This window comes from Mesorhizobium sp. Root102, assembly GCF_001425625.1.
Classification (GTDB): domain Bacteria; phylum Pseudomonadota; class Alphaproteobacteria; order Rhizobiales; family Rhizobiaceae; genus Mesorhizobium.
In genome coordinates, this window is sequence record NZ_LMCP01000002.1 from 59459 (window position 1) to 78826 (window position 19368).

Genomic DNA, 19368 nt, shown 5'->3' on the forward strand with positions numbered 1-19368 from the left:
GCGTCAAGGTGACCTTTGTCTCCGATCCGGAAACGAGACCTGTGTCAAATCCGCAAGCCTGGAAGTATTTTTGCAGTGATTGCCGAATTACGGCCGCTTGATGGTTGACGACACCATTTCGCCCGCTTTTACCGGCCCGTCAACTCACCAGACATTACAGTCCGTTACACACGCACCTTCACATAGGTACCGGGAGCATCCCCCAAGGTTTTCATATGGTTGCCGGGTTTGCGGGCTGGCACGCGGGTGTTGTCCCTGGCCTCTATCCAGTTCTGCCAGTGCGGCCACCAGGACCCTGGGTGCTCGGTGGCCTTGGCTACCCACTGTCCGAAGTCGCCTGTCGGCGTACCCCCGGTCCAGTACTGGTATTTGTTGGAGGCCGGCGGGTTGACGACGCCTGCTATGTGACCCGATCCCGCCATGACGTATTCGACCTTGCCACCGAAATATTTCGAGCCGAGGAACACCGAAAGCGCCGGCGCGATGTGATCTTCCTTGGAGGCGAGGTTGTAGACCGGGATGGTGATGTCGCCCAGTGAGATGGTGTGGCCGGCGAGTTCCATCTTGCCCTGTGAAAGCGTGTTATCGAGGTAGCAGTTGCGCAGGTAGAAGGAATGATTGGCCGCCGCCATGCGGGTCGAATCGGCGTTCCAGTAGAGCAGGTCGAAGGGCAGGGGATCCTTGCCGCGCATGTAGTTGTTGACGACATAGGGCCAGATCAGGTCGCCCGAGCGCAGCATGTTGAAGGCGGTCGCCATCTTGGTGCCGTCGAGATAGCCCTTTTCGCTCATCGACTTTTCCACCGCGGCGACCTGCTCTTCGTCGACGAATACTTTCAGGTCGCCGGCATGGGTGAAATCGACCTGGGTGGTGAAGAAGGTGGCTGACTTGATGCGGTCGTCGCCCTCGCGTGCCAACAGCGCCAGTGCCGCCGCCAAAAGCGTGCCGCCGACGCAATAGCCGATGGCGTTGACGTCGCGCTCGCCGGAGGCCTTCTCGACCGTGTCGAGGCCATATTGCAGGCCCTCGCGGATATAGGCCTCCCAACCCTTGGCGCCGTGGCGCTCGTCCGGGTTGATCCAGGAGATGACGAACACGGTGTGGCCCTGTTCGACCGCCCAGCGGATGAAGGATTTCTGCGGGTTCAGATCAAGGATGTAGAACTTGTTGATCCATGGCGGACAGATCAGCAGCGGCCGCTTGAGCACCGTCTCGGTCGCCGGATCGTATTGGATGATCTCGGCGACATCGCTACGGCCAACCACCTTGCCAGGGGTGGTGGCGATGTTCCGGCCGATCTCGAAGGGCGAATAGTCGGCCTGGCGCAGTTTCAGGTCGCCCTTGCCGGCGGCAATGTCCTCGGCCAGCATCTTCATGCCGCGCACCAGGTTCTCGCCGTTGGAAGCGACGGTCTCGCGAAACAGCTCCGGGTTGGTCAGGATGAAATTCGACGGCGAGATGGCGTTGGACACCTGCTTGACGTAGAAGCTCGCCTTGTGGCGGGTGTGCTCGTCCAGACCTTCGGCGTGTTCGACCAGATCGGCCGCCCAGCGCGAGGTGACGAGATAGGCCTGCTTGAGAAAATCGAAGAAGGCGTTGCGGCCCCATTCGGGGTCGAGGAAGCGCTTGTCGCCGCGCTCCGGCTTGACGGCGTCTTCGGTTTCTTGCGCGGCGTTGCTGGTACGCTGAATGGCGTTGGCCCAGACCGTCATGTAGCCGGCGAACAGCCGTGTCTGCGCTTCCAGTGCGCGCTGCGGATCGGAAAGCCAGTATTCGCTGAGCTTGGAAAAGGTCTTCACCATGTCGACAACCGGCTCGGCGACGTGATCGCGCACCTCGCCTTTTTCGCGCGGCTCGGCCCAGGCGGAAGCCGCCTTGCCGGCCTGCTCGATCATGCGCGCCATATTCAGAGCGAAGCGTTCCGGGTCCTTCACCAGATATTGCTCGACGGTCGAAGGCTCGTCATCTTCCGCTTTGCCCGAATCGGGTGTTTTGGACATGGTAGGCGGGGTTCCTCCCGAGGCCTTTTCTTGACATATTAACATGGGACATCCGACCGGGTCCAATCTCGCTCTACCTCGGCTGCCAAGGAAACAATATGACGATTAATATTGGCGAGACTGTTTTTTTCGATGCCGGACGTTTTTGCCGCATCGGCGCGGCGATCGTCCTCATGGGGATTGCCGGGTGCTCCAGCACCGACGGCCCGACGTCCGTCGCGGCTGGTACGGGTCCGAAGGATACCGGCACCTTTCCGAACCTGAACATCAAGCCGCAAGTGGCGGCGCCGCAGTTCACCGAAGCCGAGAAGAACGCCAGGCTTGCGCAATTGAAGGCGGACAAGAATGCGCAGGCGGCCAAAGGCGGCGGTCCGAAGGTCGCCAACCAGGCGACGCTGACGGATCTCGCCAAGAAGCATGGCGACGAAACGCTGAAGCAGATCGAAGCCAAATGCGACCCCGCCCTCGACCCTACCTGCAAATAAGTATATAGCGCGCGCCCAATACCCCCTTTGCTGTCTGGAACTGCCATGGAAGAATTTCACAAGGTTCGCCGGCTTCCGCCTTACGTCTTCGAGCAGGTCAACCGGCTCAAGGCCAGCGCCCGTTCGCGCGGCGCCGACATCATCGACCTCGGCATGGGCAATCCGGATCTGCCGACGCCCAAGGCCATCGTCGACAAGCTGTGCGAGGTCGTGCGCGATCCGCGTACGCACCGCTATTCCTCGTCGCGCGGCATTCCGGGCCTGCGCCGCGCCCAGGCCGCCTACTATAGCAGGCGCTTCGGCGTGAAGCTCAACCCCGACACGCAAGTGGTGGCCACGCTTGGTTCGAAGGAAGGCTTCGCCAACATGGCGCAGGCAATCACGGCGCCGGGCGACGTGATCCTGTGCCCGAATCCGACCTATCCGATCCACGCCTTCGGCTTCATCATGTCGGGCGGCGTCATCCGCTCGCTGCAGGTGGAGCCCGATGACGGCTTCATCCCGGCGCTCGAGCGCGGTGTCAAGCATTCGATCCCGAAGCCGCTGGCGCTGATCCTCAACTATCCGTCGAACCCGACGGCGCTGGTCGCTTCGCTTGATTTCTACAAGGATGTGGTGGCCTTCGCCAAGAAGAACGACATCATCATCCTGTCCGACCTTGCCTATTCAGAAATCTATTTCGACGGCAATCCACCGCCTTCGGTGCTGCAGGTTCAGGGCGCGATCGATGTCTGCGTCGAATTCACCTCGATGTCGAAGACCTTCTCGATGCCGGGCTGGCGCATGGGCTTTGCCGTTGGCAACGAGCGGCTGATCTCGGCGCTGACCAGGGTGAAATCCTATCTCGATTACGGCGCCTTCACGCCGATCCAGGTGGCGGCGGCACACGCGCTCAACGGCGACGGCGCCGACATTGCCGAGGTCCGCGACATCTATCACAAGCGCCGCGACGTGATGGTCGATGCCTTCGGCCGCGCCGGCTGGACCATTCCGGCACCGGCGGCGTCGATGTTTGCCTGGGCGCCGATCCCTGAGCCGTTCCGCCATCTCGGCTCGCTCGAATTCTCCAAGCTGCTCATCGAACATGCCGACGTGGCGGTGGCGCCCGGTGTCGGCTTCGGCGAACATGGCGATGATCACGTCCGCATCGCGCTGGTCGAGAACGAGCACCGGATCCGCCAGGCGGCGCGCAACATCAAGCGCTTCCTGTTGACCAGCGCCAAGCAGCCCAACAATGTGGTTCCGCTTTCCGCCCACCGGTAAGCTTGCCGCACACCATTTCGATTTCGATCTGACTTGAGGGACGTTGCCTTCTATGGCTGAAGCATTGCGTGTTGGAATTGCCGGCCTCGGTACGGTTGGCGCGTCGGTGGCGCGTGTGCTGCGCGACAAGGCAGTGGAACTGACCCGCCAGTGCGGTCGTGACGTGATCGTCACCGCCGTCTCGGCGCGCGACCAGAAGCGTGACCGCGGCGTCGATCTGAGCTCGGCAAAGTGGTTCGACGATCCGGTCAAGATGGCGCAGGCCGCCGAAATCGACGTGTTCGTCGAACTGATCGGCGGCGACGAGGGGCCGGCGCGCTCGTCGGTGAAGGCGGCACTCGAAGCCGGCCGTCACGTCGTCACCGCCAACAAGGCGCTGCTCGCCAAGCATGGCGTGGCGCTGGCCGAGATCGCCGAGAAGAAGGGCGTGCTGCTCAACTACGAGGCGGCGGTGGCTGGCGGCATCCCCGTCATCAAGACGATGCGCGAGGCGATGGCCGGCAATTCGGTCACCCGCGTGTTCGGCATCCTCAACGGCACCTGCAACTATATCCTGACCCGCATGGAGGCCGAGGGCATTTCGTTCGACGCCTGCCTGAAGGACGCGCAGCGGCTGGGCTATGCCGAAGCCGATCCGACGTTCGACATCGAGGGCCACGACACCGCGCACAAGCTGTCGATCCTGACCAGCCTTGCCTTCGGCACCAGGATCGCCGCCAACGACATCTATATGGAAGGCATTTCCAACATCACCCAGGCCGACATCCGTGCGGCCGGCGATCTTGGCTACCGGATCAAGCTGCTTGGTGTCGCCCAGCGCACCGAGAGCGGCATCGAGCAGCGCGTGCATCCGACCATGGTGCCGACCTCCTCGGTCATCGCGCAGGTGCATGGCGTCACCAATGCGGTGGCGATCGAGACCGACATTCTTGGCGAGTTGCTGCTGTCCGGCCCCGGTGCGGGCGGCAACGCCACCGCCTCGGCCGTCATCGGCGACATCGCCGACATCGCCAAGAGCCGGCCCGGCTTCCAGCACGGTCCGGTCTTCGGCCGGCCGGCGAAGGAACTGAAACCGTACAAGAAGGCGCAGATGCGCAGCCATGCCGGCGGCTACTTCATCCGGCTGACCGTGCATGATCGCATTGGCGTGTTTGCGGCAATAGCCAAGCGCATGGCCGACAACGACATTTCGCTGGAATCGATCGTCCAGCACGCGGTCAATGGCGAGGCGGCAGCACAGAAGACGGTGATCCTCGTCACCCACGAGACGACCGAGGCGGCCGTGCGCAAGGCCGTCGATGGCATCACCAAGGACGGCCATCTGACCGACAAGCCGCAGGTCATCCGCATCGAGCGGGCAGGATAGTTTCGCGCCCGGTAGCCGCGTGGGACAAGAATCCCGCACGCATTGAGGCCATTCGGACGGCAAACAGCCGCGCCCGGCCGGAACGAATTCGCGCCGCCGCCGTTCTCTTGGACAGTAACCAGAGGGAGCCGCTTCATGGCCGATACCAACAAATCCGACACCCCACACATCGACGACATCCAAAAGACGCTGGAAAAGCAGATTGACGAACTGCGCAAGGAGATCACCAAGATCAACAAGAGCATTTCGGCGCGGAGTGCGGAGATGCTCGATGACGCCAGCGAACAGGCTTCCGATTTCTATGACACGGCGGCGGCCCGCGCATCGCGAACCGCCCAACAGCTGCGCAGCCAGGCCCATGCTGTTTCGGAAGTCGCACGCGAAAATCCCGGTACGACGACAGCCGTGGTCGGCGTGATCGGCCTGCTCGGCTTTCTGGCCGGCTTCGCCATTGGCCAGTCGATGAACGACACGTCGCGCCGCTGGTATTAGTCGCGTCGCGATAGGGCCGGTTTCTCCGGCTCATTTGCCTGTTTTCAGTACGTCATCGTTAAGGAGGGCACCATGGCTTCATCCGCGTTGATCAGCATCCTGATCACATTCCTCGTCATCATCCTCGTTCTCTATCTGGTTCAGCGCCTGCCGCTCGATGCCCGCATGAGGCAGATCGCTCAGGTCATCGTGATCATCATCGGCATCATTTCGTTGCTCAAATACCTTGCGGTTTTCTAGGCCGCGAAAGGTGCCGATTTTGACTTTTTCAACCCGGCCCGGTTCATTGCGACCGGGCCGGCGCCGTTTTGGAAGTCGGTTTAATCGATTGATATTACTGGCTATTCGATAAAACTCATGGCAGGTCTTGCCGTTGTCATGCTCGTTTGACAAAACAGGCCGCCTCCGGCGGGAGGCCGCATTGCGAACGAGGATATCACCAGATGAATGTTGCCCAGAACATCGTCGCCGGTCTTGACCGGATACTCACCATGGAACTGGTGCGCGTCACCGAACGGGCCGCCGTCGCCGCTGCCAGGCTGCGTGGGCGCGGCGACGAAAAGGCGGCCGACCAGGTCGCCGTGGATGCCATGCGCCAGGAGCTCAACCGGCTTGCCATCAGGGGCACGGTGGTGATCGGCGAGGGCGAGAGGGACGAGGCGCCAATGCTCTATATCGGCGAGGAAGTCGGCTCGGGCAAAGGTCCGGCCGTCGATATCGCACTCGATCCGCTCGAAGGCACGACGATCTGCGCCAAGAACCTGCCCAATGCGCTCGCCGTCATCGCGATCGCCGAGAAGGGCAGCCTGCTGTTCGCACCCGATGTCTACATGGACAAGATCGCCATCGGCCCGGGCTATGCGGACGGCGTCATCGACATCGATGCCTCGCCGGCCGAAAACATCGCGAGCCTCGCCCGGGCCAAGGGCGTCGCTATATCGGACATCACCACCTGCATTCTCGACCGGCCACGTCATGCCAAGCTGATCGATGCCGTGCGCGCCACGGGCGCCGCGATCCGGCTGATCGGCGACGGCGATGTCGCCGGCGTCATCCACACCACGGATCCGGAAGAAACCGGCATCGACATCTATCTCGGCACTGGCGGCGCACCCGAGGGCGTGCTGGCGGCGGCCGCGCTGCGTTGCACCGGCGGCCAGATGCAGGGCCGGCTGATCCTCGACACGCCGGAAAAGGTCACTCGCGCGGCAAAGATGGGTATTTCCAATCCGAAACGCGTCTATCGGACGGAGGACATGGCGCGCGGCGATGTGCTGTTCGCGGCCACCGGTGTCACCGACGGCAATATGCTGGCTGGCGTCAAGTTCGGCCAGAATTACATCACCACCCACACGATCGTGCTGCGCTCATCGTCGCGGACGGTGCGCGAGATCAAGGCCAGGCACCAGGATCTGGATAAGTTCTGACGCTCGCTTGCGAAGCCACCTTGCAGTTGTCACCATTTGGGCGCATTCGATGCTGGCTGCGGGGATTTGACGATGAAACCGTTCGACTGGCACGCGGATCCGATCTCGCGCGCCACCGCCATAACGAAGTCCTATCGCAACACCCAGAACGTGCACCGCTTTCTCATCCGCGAATGCGGCGATGCGTTCAGGTTCGACCGGCCGTTCATGGCCTGGCTCAAGGACGGTGCAGACAAGACGATGGGCGATGCGGCCGACGAGTGGCTTCGGCGCCAGGCTGAAAAGCGGAAAGCGTAGTTTTCTTGACATCATCCGCGACGGCGCACATCCGTGAACCGCTTGGCTTTGCCTGCCTTTGGCCTAAAGCGCGTCGCGTTCACGCGACGCGCTTTTATGCATGTCGTTGTCCCAAAACCGCTGCACACTTTCGGGCGACATGCACTATCCTGCGGCCAATCATGAGTTGGCAAAGCGAATGACCGGCGAGAAACGCCTCTTCCTCGATGTCAGGCAGTCGGCTACCGGGGTCTCCTGGGAGCATCGGCTGACCGAGCGGCAAGACATGATCGCGCTCGCCATCGCGCAGGGCCATGGCGTGCCCGACATCGTCGCGCGGGTGCTTGCCGGTCGTGGCGTCACCGCCGAGCAGACCGAGCGGTTTCTCGACCCGACGATCCGCGATCTTCTGCCGGATCCGGCATCGCTGACCGACATGGACCGGGCGGCGGCTCGCATCGCCGCCGCGGTGATGGCCAGAGAAAAGGTGGCGATCTTCGGCGACTATGATGTCGACGGCGCCGCCTCGTCGGCCTTGCTGAAACGGTTCCTTGCGCATTTCTCGGTGCCGTCGGAAATCTACATCCCAGATCGCATTTTCGAGGGCTATGGTCCCAACCCCGACGCCATGCGCGAACTGGTTTCGCGTGGCGCGACACTGATCGTCACTGTCGATTGCGGCACCAACAGTGCCGTTTCCATCGATGCCGCCAACGAGGCCGGGGCCGATGTCGTGGTGCTCGACCACCATCAGGTCGGCGGTGCCTTGCCGGCGGCAATCGCCGTCGTCAATCCCAACCGCGACGACGATCTTTCCGGACAGGGCCATCTCTGTGCCGCCGGCGTGGTCTTCCTCGCCCTTGTGCAGACGGCCAAGATCCTGCGCGGCCGCATGGCCGATGCTACGCCGCCGGACCTGCTTTCGCTGCTTGATATCGTGGCACTGGCCACCGTCTGCGACGTGGTGCCGCTGACCGGCGTCAACCGTGCCTTCGTGGTCAAGGGGCTACAGATGGCGCGCCAGCAGAAGAATGAAGGGCTGGCGGCACTGGCACGGGTGTCGCGGATCGGCGAGCCGATCAGCACTTTCCATCTGGCCTATCTGATTGGCCCGCGCATCAATGCCGGCGGGCGCATCGGCGATGCCGCACTTGGCAGCCGGCTGCTTGCGACCGACGACCCGGTCGAGGCGCGCACCATTGCCGAGACGCTCGATCGGCTCAACCAGGAGCGGCAGCTGATGGAGCAGGAGATGCTCGCCGCAGCACGCGCGGAGGCCGATGCAGAGCTTGCCGGCGGCAATGGCCCGGCGATCGTCGTCACCGCCAGCAACAACTGGCATCCGGGCATTGTCGGTCTGCTCGCCTCACGGCTGAAGGATCATGCGCGGCGGCCGGCCTTCGCCATCGCCTTCAACGCCAACGGCACCGGCACCGGCTCGGGCCGCTCGGTGTCGGGTTTCGACCTCGGTCGGCTGGTGCGCGAGGCGGCCGGTGCCGGGCTGATCGTCAAGGGCGGCGGCCACGGAATGGCGGCGGGCATCACCGTGGAGCGGGCGAAGCTTGGCGAGCTCAGGGCGTTTTTCGAAGAACGGGCGGCGGCCGATGTGTTCCGGCTGCAAGGCGAGGAAAGTCTGGCGATCGACGGCGCGCTTGCCGCCGAAGGCGCGACGCTCAGTCTGCTCGACGCGCTGGAAAAGGCCGGACCGTTCGGCGCCGGGCATGCAGCACCCGTTTTCGCGCTGCCGCGTCACCGGTTGGCAGATGCGCGGCCGGTCGGCACCAACCACATCCGCGTCGAGCTGCAATCGGAAAGCGGCGGTCGCATCCAGGCGATCGCCTTTCGCGCCGTCGACACCGCCCTTGGCGAATTCCTGTTCAAGAACCGGGGCAAGACAATCCACGTCGCCGGTTCGCTGTCGGGCAATTACTGGAGTGGCAACCGCACGGTGCAATTTCGCATTGTCGATGCGGCGCGCGCGTGAGGTCGCGCAGATTGGGCAGCCGATGCGCAACGCAGCAGCGCACCGATCATTTGTTGCACGGCAGGTATACCTAGGCGAGAACGGACTGCAGCCGGGTCAGTTCGCCGATCTGGGCCATCGTCGCCTGATAACCGAGGTTGATCGCCTCGTCGGCGCGGTGGAACTCGGTCAGGCCGATATGGCTGAGCTTCGGCTGCAGCGACATGTCGGGCGGGTCGCCGGCAAGCCTGGCGCGCGAAATGCGGTCCTGGATGATGTTGAAGGCCTCGACCATGACGCCGGTGATGCCGAGTCGCGTCTGATGCGACTGGTGCTCGGCATCGACCTGGCCCGGTCTTGGTGCGTCCTTTTCGATGACCAGTTCGCCGGCGCTGTGCTTGATGACGGCGGCACGGCCGAACAAATCATAGTGAAGATTGACCGCCACCACGAGTGGCTGCTCATAGGCGCGGCAGACCGAAACCGGCACCGGGTTGACCAGAGCACCGTCAACCAGCACGCGGCCGTTGCAATTCACCGGCTCGAACACGCCGGGCAGCGCGTAGGAAGCGCGCATGGCGGTGATCAGCGAGCCGCTCGACAGCCAGATTTCGTGGCCGGTGCGGATTTCCGACGTGACTGCGACGAACGGCTTGGCCAGATCCTCGAAACGAATGCCAGCCATGTGCTCGCGCAGTCGGGCGTCGAGCTTCATGCCGCCGAACAGGCCGCTGCCGCGCAGGTTGAGATCGAGCAGGCCGAAGATGCGGCGCTTGGTCAGGCTGCGGGCGAATTCTTCGAGTTCGTCCAGCTTGCCAGCGAGATAGCAGCCGCCGACCAGCGCGCCGATCGAGGTGCCGGCGATCATCGACACTTCGATGCCGGCTTCGTCGAGCGCGCGCAACACGCCGATATGCGCCCAGCCGCGGGCGCAACCGCCGCCCAACGCGAGCGAAATGCCTGTTTTCTTCGGATGTTTCGTTTCGGACGCGCCGGACGAGGAGAGGCCGTTGGCTTCCCGAACGTCTGTCCTGCTACGAAATGACGCCCACTCGAGCATCATAATCTCCCTTGTCCCACTCCCCTTCTACAGGAAGTACGTTTGAGAATAGTGAACATGAGTGGCTTGTGAATATTGAATGGTTCACAAAGGCTTTCGATACGTGTTTTCCGCATCGAACAGCGGTTTGCTGCCGTCGTCGGCAAGCGTCCCCTTGCCATCGACCAGCCCCACCGTCCGATAAAAGCATGAACGCCGACCGGTGTGACAGGTTGCGTCGTGGCCCAACACTTTGACGCGCAGCCACAATGCATCCTGGTCGCAATCGGCGCGCATCTCGACGACATGCTGAAAATTGCCCGAGGTTTCCCCCTTTTTCCAAAGCGCGTTGCGCGAGCGTGACCAGTAGTGAGCGATGCCTGTCTCCAGCGTCAGCGCCAGCGCCTGCGCATTCATGTGCGCAACCATCAACAGCATGCCGTCCTGGGCGTCGGTGACGACGACCGTAACGAGGCCGGCAGCGTCGAAGCGCGGTGAAAACACTGCGCCTTCCTCGAGCGCTTTCTTGTCTGAGGGAGCTTTTGGAAATTCCAGTGCCGACATCGCCGGTCCTTGTTCCTAGTGGCCGGCGAGCGCGATTCAGACCCCGCTGCCGCGCACCATGGTGACGAAACGGACCTGCTCTTCGGGCGTGTCCTTGAAGACACCGGTGAAGGTCGAGGTCAGCGTGGTTGAACCCTGTTTGCGAATGCCGCGCATGGCCATGCACATGTGCTCGGCCTCGATCATGACGGCGACGCCGCGCGGATTGAGCACGTCCTGGATGACGCCGGCGATCTGCGCAGTCAGGGCTTCCTGGGTCTGCAGGCGGTGGGCGAAGATGTCGACGACGCGCGCGATCTTGGACAGGCCGACAACCTTGCCATCCGGCAGATACCCGACATGCGCCTTGCCGATGATCGGCACCATGTGATGCTCGCAATGCGAATGGAATGTTATGTCCTTGACGATGACCAAGTCATCGTAGCCGGCAACCTCCTCGAAGGTGCGGCCGAGTTCTTCGGCCGGGCACATGTCGTAGCCGCCGAACATTTCGCGATAGGCCTTGGCCACGCGCTTGGGCGTGTCGATCAACCCTTCGCGGTCCGGATTGTCGCCGGTCCAGCGCAAAAGCGTGCGCACGGCGGCCTCGACTTCGGCTTCGCTCGGCCGGTCGGTAACCGGCTTCTCCATATAGGCTGACTGGGGCATGAGTTTCTTGATGACGGCATCCATAAAAGGCGTCTCCCGTAGTCCCTCTCGGCGGAGGAACGAGTTGAACGGACCACGACCTTTCGGTGTCGGAAACTCGCCCGGTTTCCAGCCCCGCAAGTGGCGTGAACTTCCCGGCAAGGACACTGGCTTTCGTTGTCTTGTCGATACCGGACTGCCAGCATTATATATGGTCATGATGAGCGAAAGGAAGACACGACAGCGGCAATCGCTGTTCGCTTGGCGGCGACGGATTGGAAAATAATGATAAACGACATCTACAATGCAAAAATTCTCGGTTTTGCCGGAAACATCGCCCGCATCGGCCGCCTCGATCATCCCGACGCGACCGCCAAGGCGCATTCCAAGCTGTGCGGCTCGACCGTCACCGTCGACCTCAAGATGCAGGATGGCGTGGTCACGGACTTTGCCCATGACGTGAAGGCCTGCGCGCTCGGCCAGGCGTCATCCTCGATCATGGCGCAGCATGTCGTTGGCGCGAGCACCGAGGAATTGCGCGCGGTGCGCGACACGATGCTGAAAATGCTGAAGGAAAATGGCGCCCCGCCGGACGGTCGCTTCGCGGACCTGAAATATCTGGAGCCGGTGCGCGACTACAAGGCCCGTCATGCCTCGACCATGCTGACTTTCGATGCCGTGGTCGACGCGATCGGCCAGATCGAGAAGCAGCGCGCCGAAGGAGCAGCCTGAGGGCCGATAACCGACCGTTACAGAGCACGTCTGGTTTCGGCAAATTCGCCGCGCACCCAGTCAGCGAACGCGGCGGCCGGCTCCGACAGGTCGCGCAGGCTCCTGGCGACCAGCCAGTAGGCACCGGACGCGACGTCGATATCGAACGGCTTGATCAGCGCGCCGGATGCGATTTCCCCGCCGATCTGCAGGAGATCGCCCAGTGCCACGCCATGTCCGAGCAGGGCGGCCTGCTTTGAAAGCGACGCGTCCGCCAGCATCGGACCGCGCGCGGGCACGGCGTCGGCAGGCACGCCGGCCGCTTCGAACCAGCGCGCCCAACCCTGACGGTTCTCCTCGTGCAAAAGCGTGTAGCGACCAAGATCAATGGGTTTCTCGAGGGCAGGGCCCGAGGCAAGCAGCGCCGGCGATAGAACCGGTGAATCGACCGTCGAGGCAAGCCGCTCAGCCTGGCTGCGCGGCCACGAGGTGGCATGTGCGCTGAAGCGCAGGGCAAGCTCCGGCTGATCGCTGCGGAACTCGATCAGCCTTGGATCGACTTCGAGAGAGACGTCGATATCGGGCCGCAATTCGCGAAATTGATTGAGCCGGGGGACCAGCCACACGGATGCGAGCGACGGCTCCACACTGACGCGAACCACGGACTGCAGCGGCGTCGCCACCAGTTCCCCAAGCAAGGTGTCGATGGCGTCGAAACTTCTGACGAGCTGATCCAGCAGACGCCGGCCGGTGTCGGTCAGTTCGACACGGCGATGGCGACGTTCGAACAGGGGCTGACGCAGGAAGGTTTCGAGTTCGCGGATCTGCCGGCTGATCGCGGCCTGCGAGACGAAAAGCTCCTCGGCGGCTCGGCTGAAGCTCAGATGCCGGCCCGCTGCCTCGAAGCTCCTCAATGCCGTCAGCGGCAAGCGCCCGCGCTTCATTCGCATAATCCAGGATTATCCGAAGTTGAAATTATACTCGTTTGAAGGCGAAGGCCAGCGGCGGTCTAATCGCGTCAAAGGAGACCGATCATGATCCAGTTGCTGAGCATCTTTGGCGATGTCATGCGGATCGCAACGTTTCAATGGCGCGACGAGAGACAGCGTGAAGAACGCTGCGATGAGCCGACCAGTCGTGGCCGCTGGGCGCCTTCGGCTGACCGGCAGCCGTTTCGACGTTTCCGTCCGTGACGGCGGGAGGCGCGCAAGGAGCGGGGATTGCGTTCTCCAGTGGAAGCCCACATCTATCGCGAGGGAATGCACTTGTTTGAGCATGGTTTTTGGACAAACGGTTTCCGTTTGTCCAAGAAAGCCGGCTTCCACTTTTCGGGATCATGCTCTGGGACGGAGACTGCGGTGGGCGACCAGCATGGGCATGCGCATAGTGCCGGACCGCCAAAGCGCGGCCGCAACTGGCCCGGCCCGTGGCGCAAGACGCCGGGCCGTCTGCTCGGCACGTCGCTCGTGCGCCTTTATCAACTGACGCTTTCCGGCTTTGTCGGCAATTCCTGCCGGCATCTGCCGACCTGTTCGGAATATGCGCATGAGGCGATCGCCCGCCACGGCCTGTGGGCCGGCGGCTGGATGGGGTTTTTCCGCGTGCTGCGCTGCGGGCCATTCGGCACGCATGGCATCGACCGCGTGCCGGAAGCCTTGGCGGAGCGTTATGTCTGGTTCATGCCATGGCGGTACTGGCGGATCGGCAGAAAGAGCGGCAAAGCGAACAACTGAGGATAGTCCGGAAACGGGTGGCGACGCCTGCGGGCCGAGGCGACACTGAGAGCTCCAGGATATGAGGTTTGCCATGATGTCGCTGTTTCTTGCCATTCACATCCACGCTGCAAAACGGGGCGATGGATTGCTGCCCGAATTTCTCGGAATAACGCCGCAGCCGCGCGACGTGCCGAAAGCTATGAATGAAAACCCGACAAGATCAGGTCAGGCCACCAAAAGCGCTTCAAAACCTGATCCGCAGCCGCGCAAGCCCGTTCGAAGGCCGGTAATCCTCTAGGCTGTGTTTACGATCTGGTAGGGTTAATGCAAGCCTGCACAAAGACTGCGCATTTGAGACAAAATCGAGACAAGAGACCTCGGTAAGCCGCTCGCGAACACTCTCCTGGAGCGAGCATCAATGCGCAATTTCGACCGTCTTCCCTTCATCTTTGCCGGAATCCTGTTCCTGCTCGCCTGGCTGCTGGGATTTCCGCTGCGCGCGCAATCGGCGCCGCTGAGGGACGTTCAATGTACGGTGATCGCTGACGCGGCGAGCGGCAAGACGCTTTACCAGGATGGTGTGTGCGACCAACGGTTCAGCCCGGCTTCGACGTTCAAGGTGCCGCTGTCGCTGATCGGTTATGATAGCGGGATCCTGAGCGACGAGCACACGCCGAGCTGGGATTACAAGCCTGAATTCAACGCGGTGAAGCGGGATCAGAAGACCGTCGATCCGGTGGTCTGGGAGCGGGATTCGATTCTGTGGTTTTCCCGAGAAATCACCCGCCGGCTTGGGCCGCAGAGTTTTGCCGGCTATGTCTCGAAATTCGACTACGGCAACGCCGATGTTTCCGGCAATCCCGGTAAGAATGATGGTCTGACCCAGTCCTGGGTGAATTCCTCGCTCACGATCACGCCGGTCGAGCAGGTCGATTTCCTGCGCAAGCTGCTGGCCCGCAAGCTGCCTGTCTCGGCCAGGGCTTACGACATGACATCAGCGATCATCCCGACCTTCCAGGCCGGAGGCTGGACGGTGCAAGGCAAGACCGGCAGTACCAGGCTGCGCAACGCTGCCGACAAGGTCCAGGACAAGCGCTCACTCGGCTGGTTCGTCGGCTGGGCGCAAAAGGATGGTCGCCAGATCGTTTTTGCGCGGCTTGTCGTCGACACCAACCGCACCGATATGCCGAAGGGCCTCAAGACCCGGGCCGCATTCCTGAAGGATCTGCCGCTGCTGATCAAATGAAGGCCTGACACCTGAGCCGGGCTTTACGGCGGAGGAATCTGTCCATAAAAGACAGCCGCCGCCGGACGCATCCGGCTTACTCTTTGCATGTCGTGGCTCCAAACCCATTTTTGGACGACATGCATTTTCAACCACCCGCGCTCGTTTGCGGGACTGGATAGGAGATACACATGCTGAATTCCATTTTCCTGACATTTCCCGATGGTTCCGTTCGCGAATACGACGCGGCGATGACCGGTGCTGGCCTGGCCGAATCGATCTCCAAGTCGCTGGCCAAGAAGGCCGTCGCCTACTCGATCGACGGCACCGTGCGCGACCTCAGCGATCCGCTCGGCAAATCCGGCAAGGTCGAGATCGTCACCCGCGACGACCCGCGCGCGCTGGAGCTGATCCGCCACGACGCTGCACATGTGCTGGCGGAAGCCGTGCAGGAGTTGTGGCCGGGAACGCAGGTGACCATCGGGCCGGTGATTGAGAACGGCTTCTATTACGACTTTGCCCGCAACGAGCCGTTCACGCCTGACGATTTTCCGGTGATCGAGAAGAAGATGCGCGAGATCATTGCGCGCAACAAGCCGTTCACGAAAGAGGTCTGGTCGCGCGACAAGGCGAAAAAAGTATTTGCCGACAAGGGCGAACGCTACAAGCTGGAGCTGATCGACGCCATTCCCGAGGATCAGGATCTCAAGATCTACGCGCAGGGCGGCTGGTTCGACCTTTGCCGTGGCCCGCACATGGCCTCGACCGGGCAGATCGGCAACGCCTTCAAACTGATGAAGGTGGCCGGCGCCTATTGGCGCGGCGACTCGAACAACCCGATGCTGACGCGCATCTACGGCACCGCCTGGGCCGACCAGGCGCAGCTCGAAGCCTACCAGATGATGCTGGAGGAGGCCGAGAAGCGCGACCACAGGAAGATCGGCCGCGAGATGGACCTTTTCCATTTCCAGGAAGAGGGCCCTGGCGTCGTCTTCTGGCACGCCAAGGGCTGGAAGATGTTCCAGAATCTGGTCAACTACATGCGCCGCCGCCTCGACGAGCAGGGCTATCAGGAGGTCAACGCGCCGCAGGTTCTAGACAAGAGCCTGTGGGAGACGTCAGGCCACTGGGGCTGGTATCGCGACGCCATGTTCAAGGTGACGGTCGCCGGCGACGACACCGATGACGACCGCGTCTTCGCGCTAAAGCCGATGAATTGCCCGGGCCATGTGCAGATTTTCAAGCACGGGTTGAAGTCTTATCGCGATCTGCCCGTAAAACTTGCAGAATTTGGCAATGTGCATCGCTACGAGCCATCCGGCGCGCTGCATGGGCTGATGCGCGTGCGCGGCTTCACGCAGGACGATGCGCACATCTTCTGCACTGAAGAACAGCTGGCAGCGGAATGCCTGCGCATCAACGACCTGATCCTGTCGACCTATGCCGATTTCGGTTTCGACGAAATCAGCGTGAAGCTGTCGACGCGGCCGGACAAGCGCGTCGGCACCGACGAAGCGTGGGACCACGCAGAGGCGATCATGGGCAGCGTGCTGGAGACGATCAGGACGCGGTCCGGCAATCGGATCAAGACCTCGATCAATCCGGGCGAGGGCGCGTTCTACGGGCCGAAATTCGAATATGTGCTGAAGGATGCCATCGGCCGCGAATGGCAGTGTGGCACGACGCAGGTCGACTTCAACCTGCCAGAACGGTTTGGCGCCTTCTACATCGGCTCGGATTCCGAGAAGAAGCAGCCTGTCATGGTGCACCGTGCTATCTGCGGCTCGATGGAGCGTTTCCTCGGCATCCTGATCGAGAACTATTCCGGCCATTTCCCGCTGTGGTTCGCGCCACTGCAAGTGGTGGTGGCGACGATCACGTCCGATGCCGACGGCTATGCGACCGAGGTGGTGGCAAGGCTGAAGGCCGCGGGCCTGTTGGCAGAAGCGGATCTGCGCAACGAGAAGATCAATTACAAGGTCCGCGAACACAGCTTGGCCAAGGTGCCGGTCATCCTCGTCTGCGGCAAGCGTGAGGCGGAGGAGCAGACCGTCAACATGCGCCGGCTGGGCTCGCGCGATCAGGAATCGCTTGGCCTTGACCAGGCGATCGCGCAGTTGACCGAAGAAGCGATCACGCCCGACCGCAGGCGCAAACGCGCGGCGTAATTGGCACAGTTCCGACGAAATGGCGGTGGAGCGATCCACCGCCATTTTCATATCCCTGTCACGCCGACCTTGTAACGAGCCCCTATGCTCAAGTTGAAATTGCGCGAACGACCCTTTCCCGAGCTTTCCTATGCCAATCCGCGCCAGCCGGCGCTGACGCGCTGGTTCATTCATTCGGTCGAAGGCCTGTCGGGCCGCGACCGTTACACCGCACTTTATGATTTCTGGCGCCGCCAGGTCGTGCCGACTGGCGAACGCGTGTTCAGCCGCATGCTCGACCTGATCGACGTCCGCGTGCGGACATCAGATCAATGGCCGCCGGCGCAATTGCCGGATACGCCGCTGGTGATCGTCGCCAATCATCCGTTCGGCATCGGTGACGGTATTGCCGTGCTGTCGTTGGTTGAGCAGCTCGGACGCCCGTTCCGGGTGATGATCCACAAGGATCTGCTCAAGATCCGCGAGATGGAGCCTTACTCGCTGCCGATCGACTTTTCCGAGAGCAAGGACGCGCTCAAGAACAACATGGCTGTGCGCCATGAAGCGGTGCGGCTGCTGAAGGAAGGCGTCACCATCGTGGTGTTTCCGGCCGGCGGTGTCGCCACCGCGCCGAAGGGCTTTGGCCGGGCGCGCGACTTGCCGTGGAAGATGTTTCCGGCCCGCCTCGTCCAGGACGCCAAGGCGTCGGTCATCCCGATGCATTTTTCCGGGCAGAACGGCAGGCTGTTCCATCTGGTCAGCGGGCCGATGAACATGGCAGAGCGCGACGGCCGGGTGGCGAAATTCGTCGGCAAGGCCTCGCTGACGCTGCGCACATCGCTGCTCATCCACGAATTCGCGCGGCTGTCCGGCAAGGCGATCGAGGTGCGCGTCGGCGATGTGCTGAGCTGGAATGAGCTGGAGCCACTGCGCGACCGCAAGGCGTTGCTCGACCGGCTTTATCGCGGCGTGTTCGATCTGGCGCCAGTCGTGGCGCGCCGCCGCATTCCATTCCTGCCGGCGCGGACCAAGCTGGCAGCCTGAAAGTGGGAACCGTGCCGCGGAAGGTTAGTCCGCGCCTTCTTCAGGGTCCATCGCCGCGGCCTCGGTGGCCAGAACCTCGATCTCCTGGTTCTGCCCGGCCACGACGGTAAAATCCTTCTGGTAGATGCGGTCGCGGTTCTTGGCGATGATGGTGTAGTCGCCCTCGGCCAGCACCATCGAGGCGAAGGCGCCGACGGTTTCCTTGATCGGATCGCCGGATTCGTTGAGCAGCGACCAGGACGTATCGGCGATCGCCTCGCCACCGGTTTCGCGCACCAGCTTCATCGTGATCTCGGCGGCGTGGTGCTCGACGGTGGCTTCGGTCAGCTTGCCGGCCTCGACGCGGATGTCGGAGCGGATGACCGCATTGACCGCGCCATAAGTCGAGACGACATGATAGATGCCGGCGTTGAGCCGCACGACACTGTTGGGCTCGACATCGGGAATGATCAGCGCGCGATCGCCATTGGCCTCGGCGGTGCCCTCGTAGATCGAAAAGCGCAGTTTCTTCGGCGGAATGCGCACGCCGCCGGACAGCACGGCGTCGAGTTTGAGGCCGCCTGCGTCGAGCACGAGGCTTTCGCGCTTGGTGTCCTTGCCGACAGTGATGCGCTTGGTGGCGCCGGCCCGGCCGTAGGAGGCGTGAACCAGATAGCTGCCGGGCTCGAGCTGGAAGACGGCGGTGCCGCCATGGGCGGAGGCGACCATGGGCAATTTACCGTTGACGGCTTCGGGCTTGAAGACCCGCCAGACAATGCCGCGCGTGATGTCGGCGCCCTTGTCGGTCAACTGCGCGGACAGTGTGATGGCACCGCCGCCGCTCAGAGCCAGGGACGTCTCACCTTTCGGCGTCGCGTAGCTCGAAATTCCCGGAAGCTTCAGGTCGCTGACACCGTCGACGTTCTGCGCCATGGCGAACGAAACCGGCGCCATGAACAGCAGGGCGCCGAGCCAGACCAGGAAAAGACGGACAGTCCCCTCAAACATACCTTGCGTTGAAGCCCATGGCGGTGGCAATTTCAAG

Annotated in this window: 21 protein-coding genes; 15 read left to right on the forward strand and 6 right to left on the reverse strand. The window is 62.4% G+C overall.

Annotation, left to right across the window (positions count from 1 at the left end; translation table 11 throughout):
- Positions 1 to 164: 164 nt before the first annotated feature.
- A complete protein-coding gene (phaC, locus tag ASD12_RS03735; RefSeq protein WP_056582050.1) occupies positions 165 to 2000 on the reverse strand; it encodes a class I poly(R)-hydroxyalkanoic acid synthase in 1836 nt (611 codons plus the stop codon).
- Between the two features lie 98 nt (positions 2001 to 2098).
- Here phaC and ASD12_RS03740 point away from each other — a divergent pair, with 98 nt between their 5' ends.
- From ASD12_RS03740 to recJ, 8 genes are all read left to right on the forward strand, one after another.
- Positions 2099 to 2485, forward strand: coding sequence for a hypothetical protein (locus ASD12_RS03740; protein ID WP_056582052.1), 387 nt, complete (start codon positions 2099 to 2101; stop codon positions 2483 to 2485).
- A 45-nt stretch (positions 2486 to 2530) separates the two neighbouring features.
- Complete coding sequence (locus tag ASD12_RS03745) at positions 2531 to 3748, forward strand: LL-diaminopimelate aminotransferase (RefSeq protein ID WP_056582054.1); 1218 nt, start codon at positions 2531 to 2533, stop codon at positions 3746 to 3748.
- A gap of 52 nt (positions 3749 to 3800) precedes the next feature.
- Complete coding sequence (locus tag ASD12_RS03750; protein ID WP_056582056.1) at positions 3801 to 5114, forward strand: homoserine dehydrogenase; 1314 nt, start codon at positions 3801 to 3803, stop codon at positions 5112 to 5114.
- A gap of 135 nt (positions 5115 to 5249) precedes the next feature.
- Positions 5250 to 5606, forward strand: coding sequence for a hypothetical protein (locus ASD12_RS03755; RefSeq protein ID WP_056582057.1), 357 nt, complete (start codon positions 5250 to 5252; stop codon positions 5604 to 5606).
- A 72-nt stretch (positions 5607 to 5678) separates the two neighbouring features.
- The gene (locus ASD12_RS34755) at positions 5679 to 5846 is read left to right on the forward strand and encodes a Thivi_2564 family membrane protein (protein WP_082525241.1); all 168 of its coding nucleotides are present in this window, start codon (positions 5679 to 5681) and stop codon (positions 5844 to 5846) included.
- A 203-nt stretch (positions 5847 to 6049) separates the two neighbouring features.
- Positions 6050 to 7033 (forward strand): class II fructose-bisphosphatase, encoded by a 984-nt coding sequence (gene glpX, locus ASD12_RS03760; protein WP_056582059.1) that lies wholly within the window; start codon positions 6050 to 6052, stop codon positions 7031 to 7033.
- Between the two features lie 72 nt (positions 7034 to 7105).
- On the forward strand, positions 7106 to 7330 hold the full coding sequence (locus ASD12_RS03765; protein ID WP_056582387.1) for a DUF6434 domain-containing protein: 225 nt from the start codon (positions 7106 to 7108) through the stop codon (positions 7328 to 7330).
- Positions 7331 to 7508: 178 nt separating this feature from the next.
- On the forward strand, positions 7509 to 9293 hold the full coding sequence (gene recJ / locus ASD12_RS03770; RefSeq protein ID WP_056582061.1) for a single-stranded-DNA-specific exonuclease RecJ: 1785 nt from the start codon (positions 7509 to 7511) through the stop codon (positions 9291 to 9293).
- Positions 9294 to 9363: 70 nt separating this feature from the next.
- On the opposite strand, the gene ASD12_RS03775 is transcribed toward recJ, so the two are convergent.
- From ASD12_RS03775 to folE, 3 genes are all read right to left on the reverse strand, one after another.
- A complete protein-coding gene (locus ASD12_RS03775; protein ID WP_056582062.1) occupies positions 9364 to 10332 on the reverse strand; it encodes a patatin family protein in 969 nt (322 codons plus the stop codon).
- Positions 10333 to 10416: 84 nt separating this feature from the next.
- Positions 10417 to 10875, reverse strand: a complete 459-nt coding sequence (gene hisI, locus ASD12_RS03780; protein ID WP_056582064.1) for a phosphoribosyl-AMP cyclohydrolase — start codon at positions 10873 to 10875, stop codon at positions 10417 to 10419.
- 36 nt (positions 10876 to 10911) lie between these two features.
- On the reverse strand, positions 10912 to 11547 hold the full coding sequence (gene folE, locus ASD12_RS03785; protein WP_056582066.1) for a GTP cyclohydrolase I FolE: 636 nt from the start codon (positions 11545 to 11547) through the stop codon (positions 10912 to 10914).
- Between the two features lie 240 nt (positions 11548 to 11787).
- On the opposite strand from folE, the gene ASD12_RS03790 reads away from it, so the two are divergent.
- Positions 11788 to 12234, forward strand: a complete 447-nt coding sequence (locus ASD12_RS03790; RefSeq protein WP_056582068.1) for an iron-sulfur cluster assembly scaffold protein — start codon at positions 11788 to 11790, stop codon at positions 12232 to 12234.
- A 17-nt stretch (positions 12235 to 12251) separates the two neighbouring features.
- Here the strand turns inward: ASD12_RS03790 and ASD12_RS03795 are convergent, their stop codons facing one another.
- A complete protein-coding gene (locus tag ASD12_RS03795) occupies positions 12252 to 13157 on the reverse strand; it encodes a LysR substrate-binding domain-containing protein (protein WP_056582070.1) in 906 nt (301 codons plus the stop codon).
- Between the two features lie 90 nt (positions 13158 to 13247).
- Here ASD12_RS03795 and ASD12_RS34760 point away from each other — a divergent pair, with 90 nt between their 5' ends.
- The 6 genes from ASD12_RS34760 (at position 13248) to ASD12_RS03815 (ending at position 18344) form a co-directional block, all read left to right on the forward strand.
- Positions 13248 to 13406 (forward strand): hypothetical protein, encoded by a 159-nt coding sequence (locus ASD12_RS34760; RefSeq protein ID WP_082525242.1) that lies wholly within the window; start codon positions 13248 to 13250, stop codon positions 13404 to 13406.
- Between the two features lie 165 nt (positions 13407 to 13571).
- On the forward strand, positions 13572 to 13946 hold the full coding sequence (gene yidD / locus ASD12_RS03800; protein ID WP_056582072.1) for a membrane protein insertion efficiency factor YidD: 375 nt from the start codon (positions 13572 to 13574) through the stop codon (positions 13944 to 13946).
- Positions 13947 to 14019: 73 nt separating this feature from the next.
- The gene (locus ASD12_RS33940; protein ID WP_156398530.1) at positions 14020 to 14226 is read left to right on the forward strand and encodes a hypothetical protein; all 207 of its coding nucleotides are present in this window, start codon (positions 14020 to 14022) and stop codon (positions 14224 to 14226) included.
- A gap of 120 nt (positions 14227 to 14346) precedes the next feature.
- Complete coding sequence (gene blaOXA / locus ASD12_RS03805) at positions 14347 to 15174, forward strand: class D beta-lactamase (RefSeq protein ID WP_056582074.1); 828 nt, start codon at positions 14347 to 14349, stop codon at positions 15172 to 15174.
- Positions 15175 to 15344: 170 nt separating this feature from the next.
- A complete protein-coding gene (thrS, locus tag ASD12_RS03810; protein WP_056582076.1) occupies positions 15345 to 17321 on the forward strand; it encodes a threonine--tRNA ligase in 1977 nt (658 codons plus the stop codon).
- 84 nt (positions 17322 to 17405) lie between these two features.
- Positions 17406 to 18344 (forward strand): GNAT family N-acetyltransferase, encoded by a 939-nt coding sequence (locus ASD12_RS03815; protein ID WP_056582078.1) that lies wholly within the window; start codon positions 17406 to 17408, stop codon positions 18342 to 18344.
- Positions 18345 to 18368: 24 nt separating this feature from the next.
- Here ASD12_RS03815 and ASD12_RS03820 read toward each other — a convergent pair whose 3' ends face one another.
- Positions 18369 to 19331 (reverse strand): hypothetical protein, encoded by a 963-nt coding sequence (locus tag ASD12_RS03820; protein ID WP_056582080.1) that lies wholly within the window; start codon positions 19329 to 19331, stop codon positions 18369 to 18371.
- Between the last annotated feature and the right edge of the window lie 37 nt (positions 19332 to 19368).

Excerpts from the sequence above, each read along its gene's own strand:
- phaC (WP_056582050.1), bottom strand. The coding sequence starts at position 2,000 with ATGTCCAAAACACCCGATTCGGGCAAAGCGGAAGATGACGAGCCTTCG.
- ASD12_RS03740 (WP_056582052.1), top strand. The coding sequence starts at position 2,099 with ATGACGATTAATATTGGCGAGACTGTTTTTTTCGATGCCGGACGTTTT.
- ASD12_RS03745 (WP_056582054.1), top strand. The coding sequence starts at position 2,531 with ATGGAAGAATTTCACAAGGTTCGCCGGCTTCCGCCTTACGTCTTCGAG.
- ASD12_RS03750 (WP_056582056.1), top strand. The coding sequence starts at position 3,801 with ATGGCTGAAGCATTGCGTGTTGGAATTGCCGGCCTCGGTACGGTTGGC.
- ASD12_RS03755 (WP_056582057.1), top strand. The coding sequence starts at position 5,250 with ATGGCCGATACCAACAAATCCGACACCCCACACATCGACGACATCCAA.
- ASD12_RS34755 (WP_082525241.1), top strand. The coding sequence starts at position 5,679 with ATGGCTTCATCCGCGTTGATCAGCATCCTGATCACATTCCTCGTCATC.
- glpX (WP_056582059.1), top strand. The coding sequence starts at position 6,050 with ATGAATGTTGCCCAGAACATCGTCGCCGGTCTTGACCGGATACTCACC.
- ASD12_RS03765 (WP_056582387.1), top strand. The coding sequence starts at position 7,106 with ATGAAACCGTTCGACTGGCACGCGGATCCGATCTCGCGCGCCACCGCC.
- recJ (WP_056582061.1), top strand. The coding sequence starts at position 7,509 with ATGACCGGCGAGAAACGCCTCTTCCTCGATGTCAGGCAGTCGGCTACC.
- ASD12_RS03775 (WP_056582062.1), bottom strand. The coding sequence starts at position 10,332 with ATGCTCGAGTGGGCGTCATTTCGTAGCAGGACAGACGTTCGGGAAGCC.
- hisI (WP_056582064.1), bottom strand. The coding sequence starts at position 10,875 with ATGTCGGCACTGGAATTTCCAAAAGCTCCCTCAGACAAGAAAGCGCTC.
- folE (WP_056582066.1), bottom strand. The coding sequence starts at position 11,547 with ATGGATGCCGTCATCAAGAAACTCATGCCCCAGTCAGCCTATATGGAG.
- ASD12_RS03790 (WP_056582068.1), top strand. The coding sequence starts at position 11,788 with ATGATAAACGACATCTACAATGCAAAAATTCTCGGTTTTGCCGGAAAC.
- ASD12_RS03795 (WP_056582070.1), bottom strand. The coding sequence starts at position 13,157 with ATGAAGCGCGGGCGCTTGCCGCTGACGGCATTGAGGAGCTTCGAGGCA.
- ASD12_RS34760 (WP_082525242.1), top strand. The coding sequence starts at position 13,248 with ATGATCCAGTTGCTGAGCATCTTTGGCGATGTCATGCGGATCGCAACG.
- ASD12_RS33940 (WP_156398530.1), top strand. The coding sequence starts at position 14,020 with ATGATGTCGCTGTTTCTTGCCATTCACATCCACGCTGCAAAACGGGGC.
- blaOXA (WP_056582074.1), top strand. The coding sequence starts at position 14,347 with ATGCGCAATTTCGACCGTCTTCCCTTCATCTTTGCCGGAATCCTGTTC.
- thrS (WP_056582076.1), top strand. The coding sequence starts at position 15,345 with ATGCTGAATTCCATTTTCCTGACATTTCCCGATGGTTCCGTTCGCGAA.
- ASD12_RS03815 (WP_056582078.1), top strand. The coding sequence starts at position 17,406 with ATGCTCAAGTTGAAATTGCGCGAACGACCCTTTCCCGAGCTTTCCTAT.
- ASD12_RS03820 (WP_056582080.1), bottom strand. The coding sequence starts at position 19,331 with ATGTTTGAGGGGACTGTCCGTCTTTTCCTGGTCTGGCTCGGCGCCCTG.